This window comes from Psychrobacillus sp. BL-248-WT-3 (assembly GCF_012843435.1).
In the GTDB taxonomy this organism is placed as follows: domain Bacteria; phylum Bacillota; class Bacilli; order Bacillales_A; family Planococcaceae; genus Psychrobacillus.
This window is the reverse complement of the sequence record NZ_JABAFC010000002.1, coordinates 40,990-60,295: the sequence shown is the minus strand read 5'-3', so window position 1 is coordinate 60,295 and position 19,306 is coordinate 40,990. Positions and strand designations below refer to the sequence as shown.

The 19,306-nt window shown below is 36.3% G+C and carries 24 protein-coding genes and 1 pseudogene; 4 read left to right on the top strand and 21 right to left on the bottom strand.

What is annotated here, in order from left to right; genetic code table 11:
* The first annotated feature begins 212 nt into the window (after window positions 1-212).
* Window positions 213-611, top strand: a complete 399-nt coding sequence (locus tag HF876_RS02080) for a VOC family protein (RefSeq protein WP_169358393.1) — start codon at window positions 213-215, stop codon at window positions 609-611.
* 47 nt (window positions 612-658) lie between these two features.
* On the opposite strand, the gene HF876_RS02075 is transcribed toward HF876_RS02080, so the two are convergent.
* From HF876_RS02075 to HF876_RS02060, 4 genes are all read right to left on the bottom strand, one after another.
* A complete protein-coding gene (locus HF876_RS02075; RefSeq protein WP_169358392.1) occupies window positions 659-1,018 on the bottom strand; it encodes a hypothetical protein in 360 nt (119 codons plus the stop codon).
* A gap of 97 nt (window positions 1,019-1,115) precedes the next feature.
* Window positions 1,116-1,592 (bottom strand): glutathione peroxidase, encoded by a 477-nt coding sequence (locus HF876_RS02070; RefSeq protein ID WP_169358391.1) that lies wholly within the window; start codon window positions 1,590-1,592, stop codon window positions 1,116-1,118.
* 5 nt (window positions 1,593-1,597) lie between these two features.
* Complete coding sequence (locus tag HF876_RS02065; RefSeq protein WP_169358390.1) at window positions 1,598-2,041, bottom strand: MarR family winged helix-turn-helix transcriptional regulator; 444 nt, start codon at window positions 2,039-2,041, stop codon at window positions 1,598-1,600.
* Between the two features lie 147 nt (window positions 2,042-2,188).
* On the bottom strand, window positions 2,189-2,710 hold the full coding sequence (locus HF876_RS02060; RefSeq protein ID WP_169358389.1) for a tubby C-terminal domain-like protein: 522 nt from the start codon (window positions 2,708-2,710) through the stop codon (window positions 2,189-2,191).
* A gap of 145 nt (window positions 2,711-2,855) precedes the next feature.
* On the opposite strand from HF876_RS02060, the gene HF876_RS02055 reads away from it, so the two are divergent.
* The gene (locus tag HF876_RS02055; RefSeq protein WP_169358388.1) at window positions 2,856-4,472 is read left to right on the top strand and encodes an MFS transporter; all 1,617 of its coding nucleotides are present in this window, start codon (window positions 2,856-2,858) and stop codon (window positions 4,470-4,472) included.
* Window positions 4,473-4,528: 56 nt separating this feature from the next.
* Here the strand turns inward: HF876_RS02055 and HF876_RS02050 are convergent, their stop codons facing one another.
* The gene (locus HF876_RS02050; RefSeq protein WP_169358387.1) at window positions 4,529-5,410 is read right to left on the bottom strand and encodes a DMT family transporter; all 882 of its coding nucleotides are present in this window, start codon (window positions 5,408-5,410) and stop codon (window positions 4,529-4,531) included.
* A 6-nt stretch (window positions 5,411-5,416) separates the two neighbouring features.
* Entirely contained in the window at window positions 5,417-6,322 is a 906-nt protein-coding gene (locus HF876_RS02045; protein WP_169358386.1) for an EamA family transporter, read from the bottom strand.
* A gap of 460 nt (window positions 6,323-6,782) precedes the next feature.
* Between HF876_RS02045 and HF876_RS02040 the strand changes: the two are divergent.
* Window positions 6,783-6,987 (top strand): annotated as a pseudogene (locus HF876_RS02040) (transposase); the annotation flags it as partial.
* Between the two features lie 126 nt (window positions 6,988-7,113).
* Here the strand turns inward: HF876_RS02040 and HF876_RS02035 are convergent.
* The 14 genes from HF876_RS02035 to HF876_RS01970 all read right to left on the bottom strand — a co-directional run bounded on the left by HF876_RS02035 (window position 7,114) and on the right by HF876_RS01970 (window position 18,150).
* Window positions 7,114-8,553, bottom strand: coding sequence for a CorA family divalent cation transporter (locus tag HF876_RS02035; RefSeq protein ID WP_251553237.1), 1,440 nt, complete (start codon window positions 8,551-8,553; stop codon window positions 7,114-7,116).
* A 372-nt stretch (window positions 8,554-8,925) separates the two neighbouring features.
* Entirely contained in the window at window positions 8,926-9,366 is a 441-nt protein-coding gene (locus HF876_RS02030; RefSeq protein ID WP_169358385.1) for a DUF2512 family protein, read from the bottom strand.
* Window positions 9,367-9,388: 22 nt separating this feature from the next.
* Complete coding sequence (locus HF876_RS02025; protein WP_169358384.1) at window positions 9,389-9,544, bottom strand: hypothetical protein; 156 nt, start codon at window positions 9,542-9,544, stop codon at window positions 9,389-9,391.
* Window positions 9,541-10,359 carry a cytochrome c oxidase assembly protein gene (locus HF876_RS02020; RefSeq protein ID WP_240949581.1) on the bottom strand — a complete coding sequence of 273 codons (819 nt, stop codon included), beginning with the start codon at window positions 10,357-10,359 and terminating at the stop codon, window positions 9,541-9,543. Before HF876_RS02020 ends, HF876_RS02025 begins: the two co-directional genes overlap by 4 nt.
* Window positions 10,360-10,361: 2 nt before the next feature.
* Entirely contained in the window at window positions 10,362-10,847 is a 486-nt protein-coding gene (locus HF876_RS02015) for a DUF2243 domain-containing protein (protein ID WP_169358383.1), read from the bottom strand.
* A 166-nt stretch (window positions 10,848-11,013) separates the two neighbouring features.
* Entirely contained in the window at window positions 11,014-12,051 is a 1,038-nt protein-coding gene (locus HF876_RS02010) for an ATP synthase beta subunit C-terminal domain-containing protein (RefSeq protein ID WP_169358382.1), read from the bottom strand.
* 157 nt (window positions 12,052-12,208) lie between these two features.
* Complete coding sequence (locus HF876_RS02005) at window positions 12,209-13,150, bottom strand: hypothetical protein (RefSeq protein ID WP_169358381.1); 942 nt, start codon at window positions 13,148-13,150, stop codon at window positions 12,209-12,211.
* Window positions 13,151-13,207: 57 nt separating this feature from the next.
* Window positions 13,208-13,981 (bottom strand): hypothetical protein, encoded by a 774-nt coding sequence (locus HF876_RS02000; protein ID WP_169358380.1) that lies wholly within the window; start codon window positions 13,979-13,981, stop codon window positions 13,208-13,210.
* A gap of 42 nt (window positions 13,982-14,023) precedes the next feature.
* The gene (locus tag HF876_RS01995; protein ID WP_169358379.1) at window positions 14,024-14,431 is read right to left on the bottom strand and encodes a hypothetical protein; all 408 of its coding nucleotides are present in this window, start codon (window positions 14,429-14,431) and stop codon (window positions 14,024-14,026) included.
* Between the two features lie 434 nt (window positions 14,432-14,865).
* Window positions 14,866-15,336: an N-acetyltransferase family protein gene (locus tag HF876_RS01990; protein WP_481900273.1), complete on the bottom strand. Its 471-nt coding sequence runs from the start codon at window positions 15,334-15,336 to the stop codon at window positions 14,866-14,868.
* A gap of 117 nt (window positions 15,337-15,453) precedes the next feature.
* Window positions 15,454-16,089: a kinase gene (locus HF876_RS01985; RefSeq protein WP_169358377.1), complete on the bottom strand. Its 636-nt coding sequence runs from the start codon at window positions 16,087-16,089 to the stop codon at window positions 15,454-15,456.
* A complete protein-coding gene (locus HF876_RS01980; RefSeq protein WP_169358376.1) occupies window positions 16,082-17,005 on the bottom strand; it encodes an alpha/beta hydrolase in 924 nt (307 codons plus the stop codon). The genes HF876_RS01985 and HF876_RS01980 overlap by 8 nt, the downstream gene beginning before the upstream one ends.
* Complete coding sequence (locus HF876_RS01975) at window positions 16,998-17,348, bottom strand: NIPSNAP family protein (protein ID WP_169358375.1); 351 nt, start codon at window positions 17,346-17,348, stop codon at window positions 16,998-17,000. Before HF876_RS01975 ends, HF876_RS01980 begins: the two co-directional genes overlap by 8 nt.
* 13 nt (window positions 17,349-17,361) lie before the next feature.
* On the bottom strand, window positions 17,362-18,150 hold the full coding sequence (locus HF876_RS01970) for a GNAT family N-acetyltransferase (protein WP_169358374.1): 789 nt from the start codon (window positions 18,148-18,150) through the stop codon (window positions 17,362-17,364).
* Between the two features lie 206 nt (window positions 18,151-18,356).
* Here HF876_RS01970 and HF876_RS01965 point away from each other — a divergent pair, with 206 nt between their 5' ends.
* Entirely contained in the window at window positions 18,357-18,656 is a 300-nt protein-coding gene (locus tag HF876_RS01965; protein WP_169358373.1) for a YiaA/YiaB family inner membrane protein, read from the top strand.
* Between the two features lie 32 nt (window positions 18,657-18,688).
* Here HF876_RS01965 and HF876_RS01960 read toward each other — a convergent pair whose 3' ends face one another.
* Window positions 18,689-19,243 (bottom strand): histidine phosphatase family protein, encoded by a 555-nt coding sequence (locus tag HF876_RS01960; protein WP_169358372.1) that lies wholly within the window; start codon window positions 19,241-19,243, stop codon window positions 18,689-18,691.
* Between the last annotated feature and the right edge of the window lie 63 nt (window positions 19,244-19,306).

The following is a 19,306-nucleotide window of genomic DNA, read 5'->3' as shown; positions in this document are numbered from 1 at the left end:
TCTTACCATAGAATCCTTCAATCTACTAATAATATTTTATACTTTTCATTTAATTTAAAATTAAGCTTCAAGTTAAAAGTGGACAGTTTACTATTACATTTTTATTATATTTTATTTAAATTATGCTAAAATTTATTAGATTTATAGAGGGAAAATAAGGGTAAAAATAGAATATATTAGTACGTATATTCTTTATAGGAGGTCTAACGCAGATGTCTCACTTTATCTCTCGTATCGCCACTGTAGAAATACCCGTCAGTAATTTAGAGAGCTCCATGGATTTTTATATGACTGTTCTCGGGGTTCATGTTGAATCTAAAGGAGACAAGACTGCCATGCTTTCCTTTCATACGAAAGGAGTTCCTACTATTTTTTTAGTAGAAACAAAAGAAGTTCGACCTTTATTTTTTACTAACACTCACTCTAATGTGATCCATAGTATCATCGACTTTTATACGCCTTTGTTAAAAGATTTTTATCAATGGTTGAAGAAAAATAAAGTTGAGGTTGGGCCACTGAATGTAAATGAGGAGGGTCTAGGAGGTTTTGGATTTAAAGATCCCGATGGGAATAATTTAAGTGCAAGTAATATTGAGCATTTTGGACAATAGTGGACATAAAATACGTCTGACTCTAAAGAGTCAGACGTATTTTATGGTTAATGAATAGATGGTTGTTCAATTCCAATATTTTGATGAATGTAATGCTTTAACGCGGGCTCCGAAAGCTCGATTTCATTTATTTGTAAGCTATCTTTGACGTATGCTAGTTTATTTCCTTCTGTTGCATATGATTGGATGTGTAAAGTGTTATCCATGTATAAAATTCCTTCATTTGTTATCATTTTATCCTCTTTACTCAACAGACCTTTTTTTGTAAGTTCCTCCTGAATGGTAGAGAGTCGGTCACCTAACCCTTCCTTCAAAGCTTTTGATAAGCTACCTTCTGATCCCTTTTCCAGAAAATTGCACACGTAATAGGCAAGTAGTGTTTGTTCTTTTACAGTTAGTCTCTCCATGCTATTTCCCCATTTCGTCTCTTTTTCTCTTTATTCCTTTTTTTCCTAAAACTTAAACATAAAGGACCTAGATCTTTGGCAATCCAGGTCCTTTACTTTATTCATTTATTATATTTTTTATGTCTTCTTCAAAATCATTAGGATTGTCAGTTGGTGCGTATCTTTTAACTATATTTCCGTCTTTGTCGATTAAAAATTTTGTGAAGTTCCATTTTATCTTGCTTGAAAGCAATCCTTTGGTATGCGTCGTCAAGTATTTAAATAACGGATGTGCCTCACTGCCATTTAGTTTTACCATTTCATGCATGGGAAAGGTTACTCCGTAGCTCATACGACAAGCCTGTTCTGCTTCCGCTCCATTTCCAGGCTCTTGAAAAAACTGATTGGATGGAAAACCAAGTACTACTAGTCCCTCATCCTGATACTTTTTATATAGATTTTCGAGGCTGTCAAACTGATTACTAAGCCCACACTTAGTTGCCGTGTTAACGATTAACATTGGCTTTCCTTTGTACATACTTAAGTCATATTCCGTTCCGTCCGATTTTTGTACTTTAATGTCATAAATACTCATTTTCATCATTCCTCCATTTTCGATAAAAAAGTATTCAGTTCTTTTAATTGGGACATGAGTGTAATAGCATTCATGTCTAGGAAGTTACAGCTAGTAATTTTCTGTAAAATAGATTGTTCAATTTCATTTTCTGCATTTTTAGCTCTGTCAGTTAAAGAAATAATATAAGCTCTTTTATCCTCATTAGATTGATTCTTTTCGAGCCATCCCCGATCAATCATTCGGTTAATAATCGGGTTTAATGTACCAATGCCTAACTCCAATCGTTTTCCAATATCCCTCGTTAGCAAATGATCTTCTTCCCATAATGCTAACAAAACCAAATATTGTGGAAAGGTTAAATGATAAGACTCTAAGGTTTTTGCATACAGCTTAGCAAAGTTGCTGGAAGCCTTATACACCTCAAAACATAGCTGTTGCTCTAATTTAGAGGGTTTCTCTTTCTTCATGTCAAACGCTCCTTGCATAAATACATCGTGCACGATACATTTATAGAATATCCCATTTTGTAGAAAAAGTAAAAGAATATAACTTTTCTTAAGACATATAAAAAAGCTTTACAGAGGTTACTAAAAACACCTGCAAAGCTACACAAATTAACTACCGATATATAATGCACATTGACTAATAGCCACAAAAAAAGCAGGATTTTGAATAGGAGATTCTTCATGAATTTCGAGTTCTATCAAGAACTCCCCCTCTACCCTTGCTCTCCATCTAGCAATTTCTTTACCTTCCCAAACATAGCTCGTCCAATCTTCAAGCTCCTTTTCAATTACTATATTTAAATCCTTACCAAGAATTAAGAGGTCCGCCACTAGTTCCTTCCATTTATCATAGGTTATAGTGAAGTGTTCTTTTGTTTCATAATCAAACGCTTGAAAAAATACCCTTCCCTTCTTTGATACCTTTTTACACGTGAAAATAACTTGATCATTTAAATCATATATGTCATATCGAAGGAAGTAACGGTATTCCATGGCTCTATCCAAGAACCACTTTAGTTTATTTGAGTAATACCGTTGAAAAGTGCAAATTTCCTTTCCATCTTCCTTGTATACTGTGGTTTTAGGGGTAATTTCTATCTCTAACGGCTGCGTATAATGATATGTTGGCATTTTTATTTTCTCCTTTGAATGGTTGCTCTAATAATATCATTTTTATACGTATATCTATATTATTTAGGCTATCAAAAGATATAACGCTAATGTAAAATATTGTATAAATAAGTTAGATATCAAATAGAAAGAGAGGAGGAATGGTATGACAGAAAAAAATACTTCTCAAACATGGGCAATCGTATTATTTTCTATTGGTGTTTTTATGGCTGCTCTTGATAACGGGATTATCAGTGCTGCTCTTACAACCATCAATAGTTCTTTTGAGGTTAATGCAAACTGGGGGGCGTGGGGAATAACACTCTACACTCTCGGTCTTGCAATCAGCGTACCAATAGTAGGAAAGCTCTCTGATCGTTATGGTCGCAAGCGGCTTTTCATTGTGGAGATTGCCATTTTTGGGATTGGTTCCTTGCTAGTTGCCTTAAGTCCTAACTTCACTTTTTATTTAATCGCCCGTTTCATCCAAGCTTTAGGTGGAGGCGGTATATTCATTATCGGAAGCTCTCATATTTTAAGCACTCTGCCGGTAGAAAAACAAGGTAAGGCTTTAGGTATGCTAGGGGGGATGAATGGTATTGCTGCAGTATTAGGACCCAATCTTGGTAGTGTATTGTTAGACCTTACAGGAAGTTGGCATTTCTTGTTTCTCATTAATATACCTATTGCAATCGCTCTTGTTATACTTGGTTTTTTAAAACTAGAAGAAACAAAGGATGCAGCAGTTGGAAAACTCGATTTACTAGGAATTACTTTACTTTCCTTGTCTATTCTCGGAATTATGTATGGGTTGACTAATATTGAAGGAGTCAACTTCTTTACGAGCTTGCTGGAGTTAGAGGTATATGGATATATCTTAGCAGGGATTGTTCTTTTACTTCTATTATTATTCCATGAAAGTAGATTAGAAAAACGTGGGGGTGATCCCATCCTTCCGTTTCGTCTGCTATCCGAATCGTCATACTTATTAACCTTGTTAATCGGTATGTTTTCAGGAGCTCTATTAGCAGGTATGATTTTTATCCCTGCCTTTTCTGAGCAAGTGCTTGGGATAGCCCAAGAAAACGCTGGGTATTGGATGACACCTCTTGCATTAGCAGCTGGGTTAGGCGCAGCGATGGGTGGTATGTTAGTCGATAAAAAAGGACCGATTGTAGCTGTATTTTTATCTGGTATTATTTCTGCCATTGGTTTTCTATTGTTCCCTACTTGGATTGAAGCTAAGTGGCATTTCATCATCGCGTCTTCAGTAGCTGGATTTGGAATGGGTATAATTTTGGGAGCACCTTTAAATATATTGGCAACCGAAAAACTAAATACTGACAAGGGCACAGCCTTAGCAACCCTCTCTTTAAGCAGACAAATTGGAATGACTATTGCTCCAACTATTTATGCAGGATTTATTACGAGAGGATTTACCGAAATGCCAACCATCTTTCAAAATGATTTCCCAAGAATATTACAGGAAAACATCCAAGAAGCAAACCTTAGTGAAGCAGGACTCCAGGAGTTTCAGAACCTTTCACAACAAGTGCTGAAAAACGGGGAAATTATTTCCCAGGAAACTATGTCACCATTGTTAGACCAAATACAAGATCCAACATTACTACAGACTCTTTTAAAAAGTATCAATCAAGTGACTACAATAGCTGCACAAGATGGCTACGGAGGGCTATTCTATTCGGCGGTTGTTATAGCTGCTTTGATAATCATATCCACCCTTATATTGTCTCCTGTCCGAAAACGAAGCTTACAAAGGTAAATAAAAAAGGTAGTAATGACTTTTTCATAGTCATAGCTACCTTTTAGCATATTCGGCTAATGCGATCCTGTGGAATCCCTCTTACTCGATTCAATAAGTGTATAAATAATTCCTCCGAAAATCATGAATATCCCTAAAGCTTGGACAAGTGTTGGACGGAAATCTAAGATGAGTGTATCGAGTAATATAGCTACCACCGGGTCTACAAATACTAAAGCAGAAATTACTACAGCGGTTAGCTTTCTAAGACTATCAAAAAACAGATAATAAACAAAACCTGTATGTATCAAGCCCGTACCAAGTATGTAAATCCAGTTTTCCGTAGTTAATCCTTCAAATACATGGAACCGCAGGAACGGTAACAGAATTACTATTCCAACTGAAGTCTGCAAAAAAGTCATTGCATATGCACTTAACTGGTTAACACCTTTTCCAAGAAGCATAGTCATTGCATAACAAAGAGCAGCAAGAAGCGCCCAAAGAAAACCCGAGCCCATAAATTCTGAGAATGACTGAGTAGTGTTAATACCGACAATCATAACACTCCCAAGAAAGCAGACTAGGACTGCAATGAGAGAAGTCCATGTCATCCTCTCCTTCAAAAATAAGGTTCCAAGTAACAATACAAATATCGGAGCCAAATTATATATGGTTATAGCAACCGTAATAGAAGTAACCTCAAAAGCCTTGAAAAGGAATACCCAATTGAAAACTAAGAAGATGCCACATAGAAGAGTTTGGCCCACTTCTCTTCTTCCCCACTTTTCTGTCTTATGCTGACCAGTGATTAACCATAATGCACCAAGGAAAAGGGTTGCACAAATACAGCGAACAAACACTAGCTCTATAGCAGGAATACCGGTTTTTACTGTAAAAAAACCGATTGAACCAAAAATAGCCATGGACAATGTCATTTTTAGCATCGCCGCGTTATTCATGTAAACTCACCCCACCTTTGCTTTACTTATTTTCTTATATCCACTGATTTGTTGCATAAGGAAAAAGAAGACTCCAACTAAAACTATCAGGCCACCGATTATCTGCCAAGCAACTATACGTTCACCTAGAATAATAACAGCTAATATTGTTGCTCCGACAGGCTCTCCAAGAATACTCATAGAAATGGTCGTAGCATTTACATAATTAAGAAGCCAGTTATTTATAAGATGTGAAATAGTAGGAACAACAGCCAATAAAACAAAAATCCCCCATTCCTTTGCATCATAGCCTGTTAATTGAACCGAAGTGACAACATTATAAAGAATTAAAGCGACTGCAGCAAATCCAAATACACAGAAACTATAAATCCAATGAGATACTTTCTTTACAGCACTTTGACCAATTAGTAAATACCCCACTACTGCAATGACACTTAAAAATGAAAGAATGTCTCCTAATATGGCACTTTTACTAAGGCCAAAATCTCCCCAGCCCACCATAACAGCACCTACAACAGCAATTCCCATAGTAAGCAGGGCACTAGCAGTAGTTCTTTCTTTAAACAAAATCATTCCACCGATTAAAGCAATAATTGGTTGGAGCGCTAGTATTATCGTTGAGCTTGCTACAGTAGTTAGCTTCAACGAGCCAAACCAGAGAGCAAAATGCAAAGCTAAGAACATTCCAGAGAAGAACAAAAGGTACCATTCACTTTTTGAAATTCTTTTAAATTCGTTCCTTTTTATCCAGACAACTGGCAAAAGCAATAAGCTAGCTAGGATCATTCGATACATACTTAAAATAGTTGCTGGTGCATTGGACCATTTCACAAAAATAGCTGCAAACGAAATCGCAACAATAGAAACTATTAACGGTAATACAATTGATTTAGATGTTTTTTCAGAATTCACAACGTTACCCCATTTTTTCTTTTATCTTGTAACTATTATTATCCTATAATCTAGCACTTTATCAACATAAAGTAGACAATGTAACATTATCTTCTTATACAAAAAAATCCCCTACTAGGGGATTACAGACTGTAGACAAACTCCAAAAAATATGGAGTTTGCCTACAGTCTTTTTTCTTTTAAAATAGAAATAACGCGAGGGAGAGTTGATTTCCGCTACGAACGGACGCTTTCCGCGGGCACGGCTTCAGCCGCTTCCCTCGCTGCGCTCAGTCCAGGGTCTTCAGCTCGCGCTGTTCCCGCAGGAGTCGCCGTTCTTCGCTCCAATCAACGGTGCCTTCTATAAAATGAATGATAAGTCCTCAGCTACATCCAAATAGTCTTGCCAGATATGACGTTGAATCATCTTTTGTTTATTCTTACTCTGCGATATGATGACGAAAAATCAAACCAATGAAGTCATAACTATGAAATGAAAGAAATTTACGGGAAGCGTAAAGAGACGATCGAGCGTGGCTTTGTCGATGCCAAAGAAAAGCATGGTATGCGATGGACAACCTTAAAGGGTCTTAAAAAATTTGTCCATGCAGGCGTTGCTAACTTTTGCTGCCTTAAATTTTAAGAAGTTGGCCAGTTGGACCTGGAAAACGCCAAAAATGGCGTAAAATAAACAAAATCGAGAGCTGAATTTGCTCTTTTCCAGATTGTAAACTGTGATAATAGCAAAAGGGTTGGAAATCGTTTCGATTTCCAACCCTTTTGTCTACACTCTGAAATCCCCTAATAGGGGATCAATCTGTACGTTCTCTTTTCCACTTTCTATATCTATTCGCCAACCCTTTGCCGCCTGTACTTACAAGTAGCGCAATAGCCAATCCAATTCCACTTAGTGCAGTAACAAGGGATATCCATTCAAAGAATGAGTATCCAGGTACCTTAGACCAGTCCGTGAATCCCTTCCAATCCTCTATTACCAAGTTCATCCCATAGATACCGGAAATGGTCGTATAGACTGTCAGCATAAACAAAAGCATGTTATGACGAGTGCTTGTTTGGTTATCTTGAGCACGATACAAATCATCCAATGTCTTTTTTACTTCAATAAAGAGATGGTTTAGATTAAATGCCTCTCGAAGTAAATGGGTAAGCTCCTTCCCTTCTTGCCTTGGAGAAACCTGACCAAAGTAGTATCTTGAATAAAATTTAGAAATAAGCTCCATAAGCTCTCTCACGTACTCTTTGTCCTTGGACCAGCTTACCTCACTATGCTCAAATGAGAGTTTTAATAGCATTATCTTATAGTAGTAATGCAACAATAAGTTATAATACATCGTTCCCATAAAATCAGAGATGCTATTTGGTGAAGCTTTCTCGTCTATTTTTGTAACAGTTGCCTGAACATTCTCAGAGGTAATAGTATATGTAAATGGAGCCCATCGATTATGTAATCGTTTCTCTACAAATTGCTCGATGTACTCAGGGTTAGTGCTAGATATATATGGATTTCCGTCCATTTTACCATCAACCTGTGCAACCCGATACAGATGTTCCGATAAAATTTCTTGATCTTCCTTTACTACGAGAAAAACGGAAGAAAGCATTCTTGCATCTTCAAAAAAAGGAAGACTACCATAATATCCTTCTAAATGTTCATTCCTTATAATAAATGGCTTAACTGACGGGCATAAGTAATCTAAGACTAGTTGGTTTGTTGTTTCAAACTTATAGGAATCATTATATATACTAACTCCCTGTTCCTCTTCCAGCTTAGGTTCTAATACTCTAAAGTGAGAAATAAAGTGCAGGAACTCTGACAAATTTTCTTGCCCTTCCTTTAACGTACGGATTGTTATAACCCCAATTCCAAAGGGGCATAGCGTGATGTCTACGCTATTAATAAGAAAATTACTTTTTTGTTCTTTAAGTTCCCATGTGAATTCCTCATTTATTTCTTTTGAATATCTTAAAAACCCCCTATTTTTGGTGGTTTGGGGGAATAGTTTATCTTCTATATAAGGTAAAAAAAATTGACTTAGTTGTTCATGTCGAACTTTTACTCCTTTTCCATAATAACCAGCTTGAAGTGCTTTGTTTTTTAAATTAAAAAATTTAAAATGATGCCTTTCTAGCGTTTCCATCATTTTTTGTCTCTGATTTTCATGAAAGGCGAATGGGAACATAAAAGTAACATATGCTTTTTCTACTTCTAACTCCTTTAACTTGTTTACCACATTCCATTCCCCCGTTTCTTAACCTATAGGTACCACTTATTTTGTTTTTTAAACAAAAGGCAACTTTACCAGGAAGGTAAAGTTGCCTTTTTAACCTAAAAACTACAGGTTATTGTTATTATCGTTGTTGTTGTTATTGTTATTGTTGTTATTATTGTTATTGCGGTTGTTGTTACGGTTATTTCTGTCATTGTTGTTGTTATTGTTGTTGTTTAGGTTTTCAAAGTTGAACTCTTCACCGAATTCGTTGTTGTTATTATTGTTGTTGTTGTTGCGGTTGATGTTATTACGGTTGTTGTTGTTGTTTGACATTTTGTTTTACCCCCCTTCTACCGTATTAGAATGGGCTATAAACGATAAAATATACATTTTTTATTTTTTCTTAAAATCCTCTTTACTAAATGCTTTTGCAAATTCCAATTGTGTATCCGTTCTTTGATAATAACCTGCTTTATCGCTTGGATTTGTTACTCTTGGTTCGAAAATATGCAATTTTATATATTGATGCAAGTACATTTCTCCGATTATCAATATAAGAGAAATAATAAATGCTGCTCTTCCTGCAGGAACGGAAGGGTCGAATAAGTAAATACCTATTAGCCAAACTACTGCAAGTGCCAGTATGAAATCACCAAAGGTTGCAAGCATATTACCGATCTTTGGCATTAAAAAGATATCACCTACAAAGCCTAAAACAGTTAAAGCAATACTTGTAATAAAAATATTTAATAATTCTACCCCATAATAACCTAGTACGATCCAAATGACGGCTGTTGTCATAATAAACTTAATGAGAAATGCTTTGAAATACATTTCAAAACCACAGTCCTTTCTTTTAAGTTGATTTTTGACTATTTATTTCCTCATCCTTTAACTGTTTAGCTATCAATTCGTTTAACTCATTATAAGTTAACCCAGAATTAGCATTTTGCCTTTTAACTTCCTCAATATTAGTGCCTGCAACCGTATATTTTGCATTATTCTCCTTCATATAAGCTCCTCTTTTCTATTGATAGGTGTAGGATTAATAATCTCAGCTTTAGGACCGGTTTGTTTGAACCATTGGTAAAAAAGAATAATAATTAATCCTATCTCAATAGCGTCCCCACCGTAATACATAATCATCCCTCCCATTTCTGCTTCTGTTTTCGAAATACCAATTGGAGGGTTTGCATAAATATATTTGGAAAGGATGGCATGACCCGCTAGAGCAAATAAAAAAACCACTGATCTATATATATAACTCTTTCTATGAGGTGTTGGGTCAATATATATAATGGAGATTGTAAAAAGGTAGCCGGCTAGAAAAATGTGTATATGAATGAAGATATAAATCAAACTATTCTCATGCATCATTTCAAATAAAGGTGTGGTATATAACAACCAAAGTCCACCGACATTTAATATAGATGCAACGATTGGGTTTTGAAAAAAGTGAATAAATCTAGTTCGAAGTATTCTAGTAATACTTCGCGAAGTTTTGACCGGCAAAGCCCTAAGAAATAGTGTCATTGGTGCCGCTAAAGCTAAAAGCAACGGTGCTAGCATCCCTAAAAACAAATGACCAACCATGTGAGCTACAAAGTCTGTATGTGCTTGCTGTGCGAGGGGACCCGATACAGATATAATTGCTAAAACAATTCCTACTCCCCATAATAGCGTTCTATATTTTGGCCACTTTCGTTTACTTTTATTAGACATATATACGGCTAGTAAATATAAAAAAAGCATGATTATAAATGGAGCACCTAGTAGTATTTGAGCAATATCGATATTTAAACCACTTTCTTGTTGGTGATGATGCAATCCTAATCACCTCCACTCTTAGTACTCGTTTGTTTTAATAGAACTAAACCAACGATAATCATTAAAATTGCAGTTATGTTCCAAACTAAGTCATACGGGAGAATATCGACATTATAACGAATTTGATGTAAACCCATTAGCTTATGCTGGATCGTACCATCATATAGCTGAAAAACTCCGGCTCCTAAAAAGATGCCTCCTAGCCATCTTTTTGGCCAAAAAGCCTGGCGTCGATGAAGATCTGCCATTAAAAAAGCCGAGCCCACAGTAGCAAAGAAGCTAAATGCATGGAATAATCCATCGGAAACTAAGCCAATATCTGTTGTGGATTTATCATAGAAATGATGCCAATGTAAGATTTGATGGAAAACCACTTCATCTATAAAGGCAACGACTCCTAATCCAAACAGTATTCCAGTCCACATATTCTTTTTGGAATAACGTTTTTGATTTTCTTTGGTAGGTGCATTACTTTTTAAAGTAGTCATGGCGTCCTCCTTTCCCTTGAACAAATATATTTTTTTATTTGTAGTTTTTCCCTGAATTCCTGTTCTTAAACAAATAAGCTAACGCTTGGTTTAGACCGACGATTAACCACCCAAATAAAAAAAGATGCAAATGACTATATCATTTACATCTCTCACCTATTTTTATTTAGCTCAAGCACCCAATAAACTTTAACTTCTCTACACTTTCCTGATCTTGTTTTCCTTCTAGAATTGCTTCCACATCATTCAACGTTTGTTCTATAGAAACAACTTCTCCTGGACCAGTGAATTTTTCCGCAACATAGAATGGCTGCGTCAAATATGCCTCTAACCTCTCTCCACGATCATAGGTTGTTTGCTCCCCTTCCGGAAGCTTTTGAATCCCATGTACCATTACAATAGAACGTAATTCTCTATAACGTCGTAGTAGCTTTTGGGCGCGTTGTCTTAAACCAAAATGACGTTGGTCCACATCCGTTCCCTCCATTATCGATGACGTCGAATAAATGGGATGAATAGCTGGATACATATGACGAGTTGCAAGGTCTGCATCTAACTGCCAAACCGTTTCTAATGGTCCAAATGGCATTTCTTCATCCACTACATCTCCTGATAAGTCGACTAAAATAGTTGTAATACCCTCTATATTGTCCGAAAGAATTTTTTCCTGCAAATCTAATAGTTCCCCCGAAATAATATAGCTTCTATCAGTAATAAAAACTGCTTCCCCAGATATGTGTGCGAGCTTTTGATAGGCTTCCTCTATAGAAGTAGTTACAATATCAGCTAACTCCGTGGTCCCCTCTAATTCACTATGCTCTTCTTTTGGCAATAAAAACACGGAAGTAAAACCACTTTCTTTAAAACGATGCATGAGCTCGGCTAGTATTACTAGCTGTCCCATTCCAGGTCTAGCAACCAAGCCCGTTGTGCCTCCTTTTACTAATGGCGCAAAAAAGTCCAATGCTTTAATTTGAGTTTCAATCATGTCTTTTTTCTCCCCCCTAATGATTAATTCATCTACCGTGCAATTTGCCAAGGAAGCTAAACCAACAAGAGTCTTTACCTCTGCTTTTCCTAAATCGATTTTCCCAGTGCATAAGTTAGAAACTGTAGCAGGACGTATTCCAATAGATTTAGCTGCAGTCGTTAGGTTTGGCACCTTTCTTCGAAGTAAAGCAACATTTAATCTTATTTCTTCCACATTATCCCCCCTCAATTACTTTTAATAGTAATTTAAATTACTTTAAAAAGCAATATTATATTTTTATAGGGTAAATTAATTTACGCTATAAAGAAACGAGTGCCAGGTTAATCAACAATTCTAATTGCTGATTAACCTAACACTCGTAATTTTTTTATTATATTTTTATTTGAACAAGCGATTTGTTAAGCATATATAAAATGGTTTCGTTAAACAAAGCAGGGCATATTCGAGACATTTCATCTATTGACTTATATTGGATTTCAGCGAATTGTGGGTGCTTTTCAATTCCCCGAAGTATACTTCTCATAGAATCTGCGGCTTGAGGATTCATTAATATATCGGAAAATGAATTATTAATTGAAAATACGCCATTTGGGATTTCAACCTCTTCCACAAGAACACCTTGTATATTAGGTGGGTTAAACCAGTCTGTAATGGAATAGATATCAACTACCTTTGGTTGATCAGCTCCTACTACCGGATCGACTGTATTCTCCTTATCATCTTTAGGGGTTGTTTTCTTTTCTCCTTCCTGATCTGTATTATTAGGACGCTCTTCTGGTTCCCCTTTTCCTTGCTCTTCTTCATTCTCTAATGGAACGTTAGGAGCTTCTTTCTCTATTTCCTCCGTTACAGGAGGAATTGGCAGTAATGTTAGTTCATTAGCTTGTCCATTCATTTGAGCCTTTGCGTGTGCAATAATAGCATCTAGGTTATTCCGGATAACTTTCTCCTGTTCAGAGTTGTCTATTTTCATCTGAGACTTTAAGGACTCAGCATACTCGTTTAGAGATACTATTCTATTTTGCTTTTCAAGATTAGCAAACGACACTAATTGGTCTGCCGCTTTCTGCATTTCGCTAGATAAAGAAGCTTCAAGGTCATCTAAAAGAATTTGTTTTTCCTTTGTAATCGCTTGTTCTATATCTGCTACGGAAGCTTCTTTCTTCTTGTTAAACCAATTACTCATCATAAGTGCAATGTCTTGATCAGCTAAAGCAGTTCTAATACCCCCCCCTATCGCCATAGCAAACAGGATAAGAAAGACAAGGAGAACCACCTTATATTTTTGAACATATTTAGAATATCTCTTCATTTCACATCCTCCATCTTAAGGTGTAATCATCCCTAAACTGGTAACCTTACCGAGTTCCTATTCATTTATCCCATTTACTAAGTCCTGCATAGAAGTTAACGCTGCTGTCTCTAAATCTTTGGCAGCTGCTTCTATTGCATCTGTTTGGGTCTGAATCATGAAGTTAGTCATCATTTGTGTCCAAAGCGTAAAGTCTGCTAATTCCTTATCTATTTTTCCTTTCAAATCATCCGTTTTAGTATCCACATGATTGTCAATGGTAGCCTGAAGACCTGACTTGGAAGCTTCTATCGCTGCTTCTAGCTCAGAAAGCGCTGCTGTTGTTGCAGCTTCTAATTCAGCATTTAATGCATCTAAAGCAGTAGATCCTTCGGCTATCGTATGTGCCTCCATATCTCTTTCTGCTTTTCGATTTGCCTCTAACCAGAGAAGACGTATATTCTCTTTTTCTATCTCATAAATTTTAGTGAACTCTGCATTAGTGTAATTAGTAAGCTCTACTTTTTTCGCCTCTAACGCTGCCTTATGCTCCTGCAAGTCTTTATCAATCTTAGAAGCAGCACCTGCAGTAGAGTCTTCTTGAGATTCACCAATCTTATTGGTAGCTTTCGCCTCTAAAGCCCCGTACTGAGTTGATGCTACTAATGTTTTATCGTCTTGATATCCACCAACGGTTTCATCAAACTCCTCGGTAGCTGCACCAAATTGAGTATTAAACCAGTTTTGTAGCATTTCACCAGCATTAGATGCCCCAAATGCAGATCCCGCTCCAACAAGTAATGTAACAGCCACTGTTCCTGTAATTATTTTCCCTTTAACTGTTTTTATCATCCTCAATATCCCCTTTTTAGTAAGTAGTAGTTAATAGTTTATTTAAGTTCCTTCTAGCACTTTTTTAAACGTATTTTCGATATCAATTTCCAGTTGTTCTTCCAGTTCCTTCTCAAAAATTGGTTCATCCAAATTCATATTTTCAAGATCGCTTACAACTTCACTTAACTCACGCTTAAATTCTCTTTGTGTTTTTGTAATCTCTTTTTTAGAAAGATAGATTTGTTTTTCTAAAAGGTTTTCTTGAATAGAGTCAGTTAGATACTGTAAAGAGTCTTTAAGAATCACTTCATATCCTACTAACGAATTACTAATAGACTCGTCAACCTCTTTTTGTTCCTTCACTTCCTGAACTTTGATAAACCAATTTCCTAGAGAAAAATAGTTAATACTACTTGCCGAGATGTAGCTAGAACCAACAAAAACCAGTAGTATAAATGTAATAACCACTACTATTTTCCGAATTTCACTTCCCCCCAGTCACTTTCTCCGCTTAGAACTAAAGTATTATAGACAATGAACCTAATTACTTAATTACCCTCCTTTTCTATAGGCATATAGACTATTCCACCTCTACTTCTGTTAAATTTCTTTGCTTTTTAACAGAAGATTAAGATTATTATACTTTTGATTCAGTTCTTTTCAATCTATTCGATAAAACTTCTTAGAATAATACAAAAATAGTCAAAATATTCTTATTTTCGACTTAAATAGACGGGTTAATGGAACCTTATATCTCCCTAAAAGTTATTTTTTCATCTAATTTAAATATTTGCTGAAAAATGTATTTACGTTAACACAAAAAGCATCAGAAATTTTACATACAGTAAAATTTCTGATGCTTTTTTGAAGTATAATGTTAGAAGTAATCTATCTCATCGGTATTAAATAGATTCCTCTATTCTTTTGTAATAAAAAATCGTCGTACTCATTTCCCCATTAGCAGATTTGGCATAACCGGGAATCTTGCCAGCCTGTATATATCCTAGAGAAGTATATAAATTATTGGAAGCATCGCCCTCTCTTGTGTCCAAAACTATCAAGGATCTACCCTCTCTTGCAGCTCTATTTTCTGCCTTCTCCATTAACTGCCGTCCTATTCCATTTCTCCGGTAATGGGGATGAGTCATTAGTTTAGCGATCTCTGCACGGTGCATACCATTTTGTTTACTGCAGAGATGGAGCTGGATACTACCAATAATACGATTGTTCCTTTTTGCAACAAACAAGATAACCTCAGGAGTTAAGATATCTTCCCAATAATCCATGGCATCCGCTAGCTCCATTGGAGGCAAAAAGCCAATAGAGGCACCATCTTCTACCACTTGTATTAATAGCTCAGAAAGCTCCTCCATATGTTCTACAGTAGATGTTACCTGTTCGACCTTAACCTCATTAAACACTTTCATCCCCCCGTCAAATTAAATATTAGATATATTCTTCAAGACTAGCTTTTTATCCTTCTATTTAACTTATTGCACATTTTTTATGATAGAAGCGTTTTCTACATCTAAAACTAGATCTGCTTGTTCCAATGGTCTTTCTTCCCTTAAGTAAAACTCTTCACCCTTCCAATACCTTCGTTCATACTTATTTAGCCTTGCTTCCATTTCTCCTATATAGGAATCTCGCTTCAACACCCGTCCGTTTCGAATCATTCTCGGACAATCCAAATAGATTAAATAATCAACAAAACTACGCCATTCCTTACGTTGAAGGAACACCCCCTCAATTAATAGAACTGTACAGTCCTTCAGGGGGACTTCCTTTGATAAGCACTGATCTTCTTGGGCATTATAAAATTTAAGCTGAAGAACCTTTGCCTTCTCATGAATTGACTTAAACAATCTTTCCTGAATGTATAAAACATCCCATTGCATGCTATAGTATTCATACCATTCTGGTTGCCCGGTGTTATAACGCTTTTCTCGAACCTCTATTAAATCATCAAGGTGGATAATAACAATCTTATGACCCGCTTCCTGCAGTTCTTGAGCTAGTTGATCAGTAAAAGTAGTCTTTCCTGCTCCACTTAGCCCGTCTACCCCTAAAACAAAAGGACGGTTTAAGCTTTTTATTTTTGTTAAAATTTGTTGTACGTTAAGCATTTCTGGATTCTCCTGTGCTTAGTAACTTGATAATAGCATTGGTAACTACGAAAGGATCCTCTAAATGAATAGAGTGACCTTTATCTGTTTGGATATGCTCTGTCCTGGCTGTTAACTTGGATAACAAAAGCTGCTGTTGAACCCACCTTTCCTCGGGATTATTAGAACTTAATACAGTGACAGGCAAGTTACTTAAAAGGGGCTTTGCATTCTTTAATTGATCTGCAGAAATGGCAATATCCATATACTCTTGATAAATCGTTTGGTAAGCGCCCAGTGTATACCCAGTATAATTTAAATAATGATTTTTCTCTCCACCCAAAAACTTTCTTCCTGCCTTTTGCTTAACTATTCTAGGCAGACCAATAAGAGAAGTCACATACCCAAAAGTCACCAACCATTTAAAACCTCTGTTTTGGTTACTAGGAGCATACTGGTTCTCATGCACAGCATCGACTAGAAGTAGACCCTTCACCTGTTCTGGATACAAGCTCGCGTATAGCCTCATGATAAGTCCTCCAAAGGAATGCCCTACTAAAACGTAAGGTGGCTGAAGATCTACTTTTTCCAGCAGCTCCTTTAACTCCTCTACATAATCTAGTGCAGTTAGAGCTTGTCGTCTTGTTTTACTCCACCCGTAATTCCCTCTATCATAGGACAATACTTTAGCACTCTTAGAAACTTTGGGCTGAATTTCGGACCAGTCAATAGAGATAGAGCCTAATCCCGATTCTAATATGACTACATCTGGCCCCTCACCTTCCAATATAACGTGTATATTAGATTTCTTAGTTTTAATAATATTGCCTGGAGGATTTATTTTATTTCTGTGATTCATGGTTATATTCCATAAGGTTAATGGGAATAAGGCAATTCCTAAAGCCGTCCTTAGAAAAGTAGCTATCATTTTAGTCATAATTTTTCTCGACCGTTGATATTATTTCTTCATCTTTTACTTCTATTAAAAAATTTTCTTGAACATACTCCTTGCCACCATATTGTTCATACCAGTCTTTAACGCTTGCAACATGTGACTGATCCCTTCTTACTGCAGCCTCTATTTGCAAATATTCCTCGTAGCTGTTATATTCCCAAATGGCAAAAATCTCGACTAAATCATCTTTTGTAGCCGTCATCCATCTTCCTACTAGGCGAGAACCATGCTTTAACTGATTCGGCAAATTAATTTCATTGAATAGCTTGTTGAAGCTCTCCACAAATTCTTCCTTTACACGATAATACTTTCTTCGATAAAACATGCCCATCACTCCCTTAGCGCTTTGTCCATATAGCTTTCGTATAGGCTAACTTCATCCCTTGACGTTCCATGTTTCGATGACTACTACTTCCGAAAACAGCCTCACTAGTAATATACTTTGCACCCTGCTCCACCGCTTTCTCTATCCTCTTATTTAGCAGTGCACGCTGCACTCCCATTCCCCGATAAGCTGGTAGAGTTGCGGCAGCTGCCAAGGTGGCAAGTTCCCCTTCCACATATAAAACTCCAATGCCTACCGGGACATTTTGTCGAAGTGCTAAGTAAAAATTCCAGCCCGGCACGTCATATAATATTTGGTTGTTTTGCTGTATCCCGTCTTGTATAAAAGTAGGCAGACCGAAAGCATTTACATAGATAGCTGAAAACAAGTTAAATTCATCCTTTTTAAGTGGACGAACTTCGATAGTTGTCGACAAACTTCCACTTTTAATACTAGAGACAGACCTTATAAAGGAGGAATGAAAACCAGATTGATAATATTCCATATCTGATAGCTTGCGAAACAGTTGATCAGAACTATTCAGTGGAGTAACCTCTATTCGAAAAGAAATAGATAGCTCCTTATAAAAGAAAAGGATTTCATCTAAGTATTTTAAATCGTAACTATTTAATCCTCTCACCGTATTAAAAGCAGGTCCCGGTATTTCCTTCACAGCAAAAGCATGGGTATTGCCTCTTACTACTCGTTCTGCTCCCATAGGATTATCTGGTAATGATTGAATTGTATTTATTCTGGATGTTAGTGTTTGTATTTCTGCTAATTCCGGTATGCTATATTTCATTTTCCATCTCCTATTATTTTATTTATACCTTGCCAAGAGGTAGCATCTGACTATATTTCTAAAGCTAGAGAATAATAACGAAATATGTCTAATTATAAATCTTTAGAAATAATCATATACTTTAGAATATTTTACACTATTATTCTTTCATGCTAGAATATAATTCATATAATAACAATTAAAACCAATACAAAGGGGCGTATGTCATGAATACAAAGAGGTATAGACGAAGAAATACGATGGCTTTTACGGTGCTAGCTTATTTCACTTTTTTTGCAGGGGTAGTCATGTTTAGTATTGGGCTATACAATGCAGATAATTTGCAGCTAAACGAAAAAGGATATTATATTGCAGTAATGATTTTAGTAGCAGTAGGGGCAATCCTTACCCAAAAGGTTACCCGTGATAATGCTGAGGACAACGATATAATCGCTGAGCAAGAACAAGAACGTCAAATGAGCAATATTCGTATACCTTCAAGCTCCTCAAGCAGTAAAGAATCTTAAAAGCGTATTATATTATGACAAAAATCCTGCCTTTAATTAGACAGGATTTTTTCTATTTCTACACGACTAATATTTGAGCCTTCTAGCAAGAAAATGTCTGGATTTTTCATGCGACTCCATTCGTCAAAGCCAAATGTACTATCAAAATGATTGATTAATAGAGACATGATATTCCCATGAGACACTATTCCCACATTTTTAACACTATTTATACCTGACACCTCATTTACTACATTCAAAATACGGTCTAGTGCCTCTCGGCTAGATTCTCCACTGGGAAAGGTAAGATCTATATCTTCAAAAGTCTTCTTTAATTGCACTAGCCAATCATCCATAGGCTCTTTACTTAAAATACGCTCACTTAGCGCTTCATCAATATGTATCTTCAAACCAGCTTGGTGAGCAAAAGGCTCGATTGTTTGGACGGCCCGCTTAAAGGGACTAGAAATGATATAGTCAATCTGTAATTTTTCTAACAACGGCACAAGGTCTTTGGCACTTTGTTCCCCGTCTTTTGTTAAAGGAGCATTCGATTCTTGTCCCCCTGCCTTACAATGTCTAATAAAATATAAGCTTTTGGTTTTCATATAAGTTCCCCTTCTGATAATTCTCTTTATATAATCTTATTTCCTTTTTACCTATGCATTTCA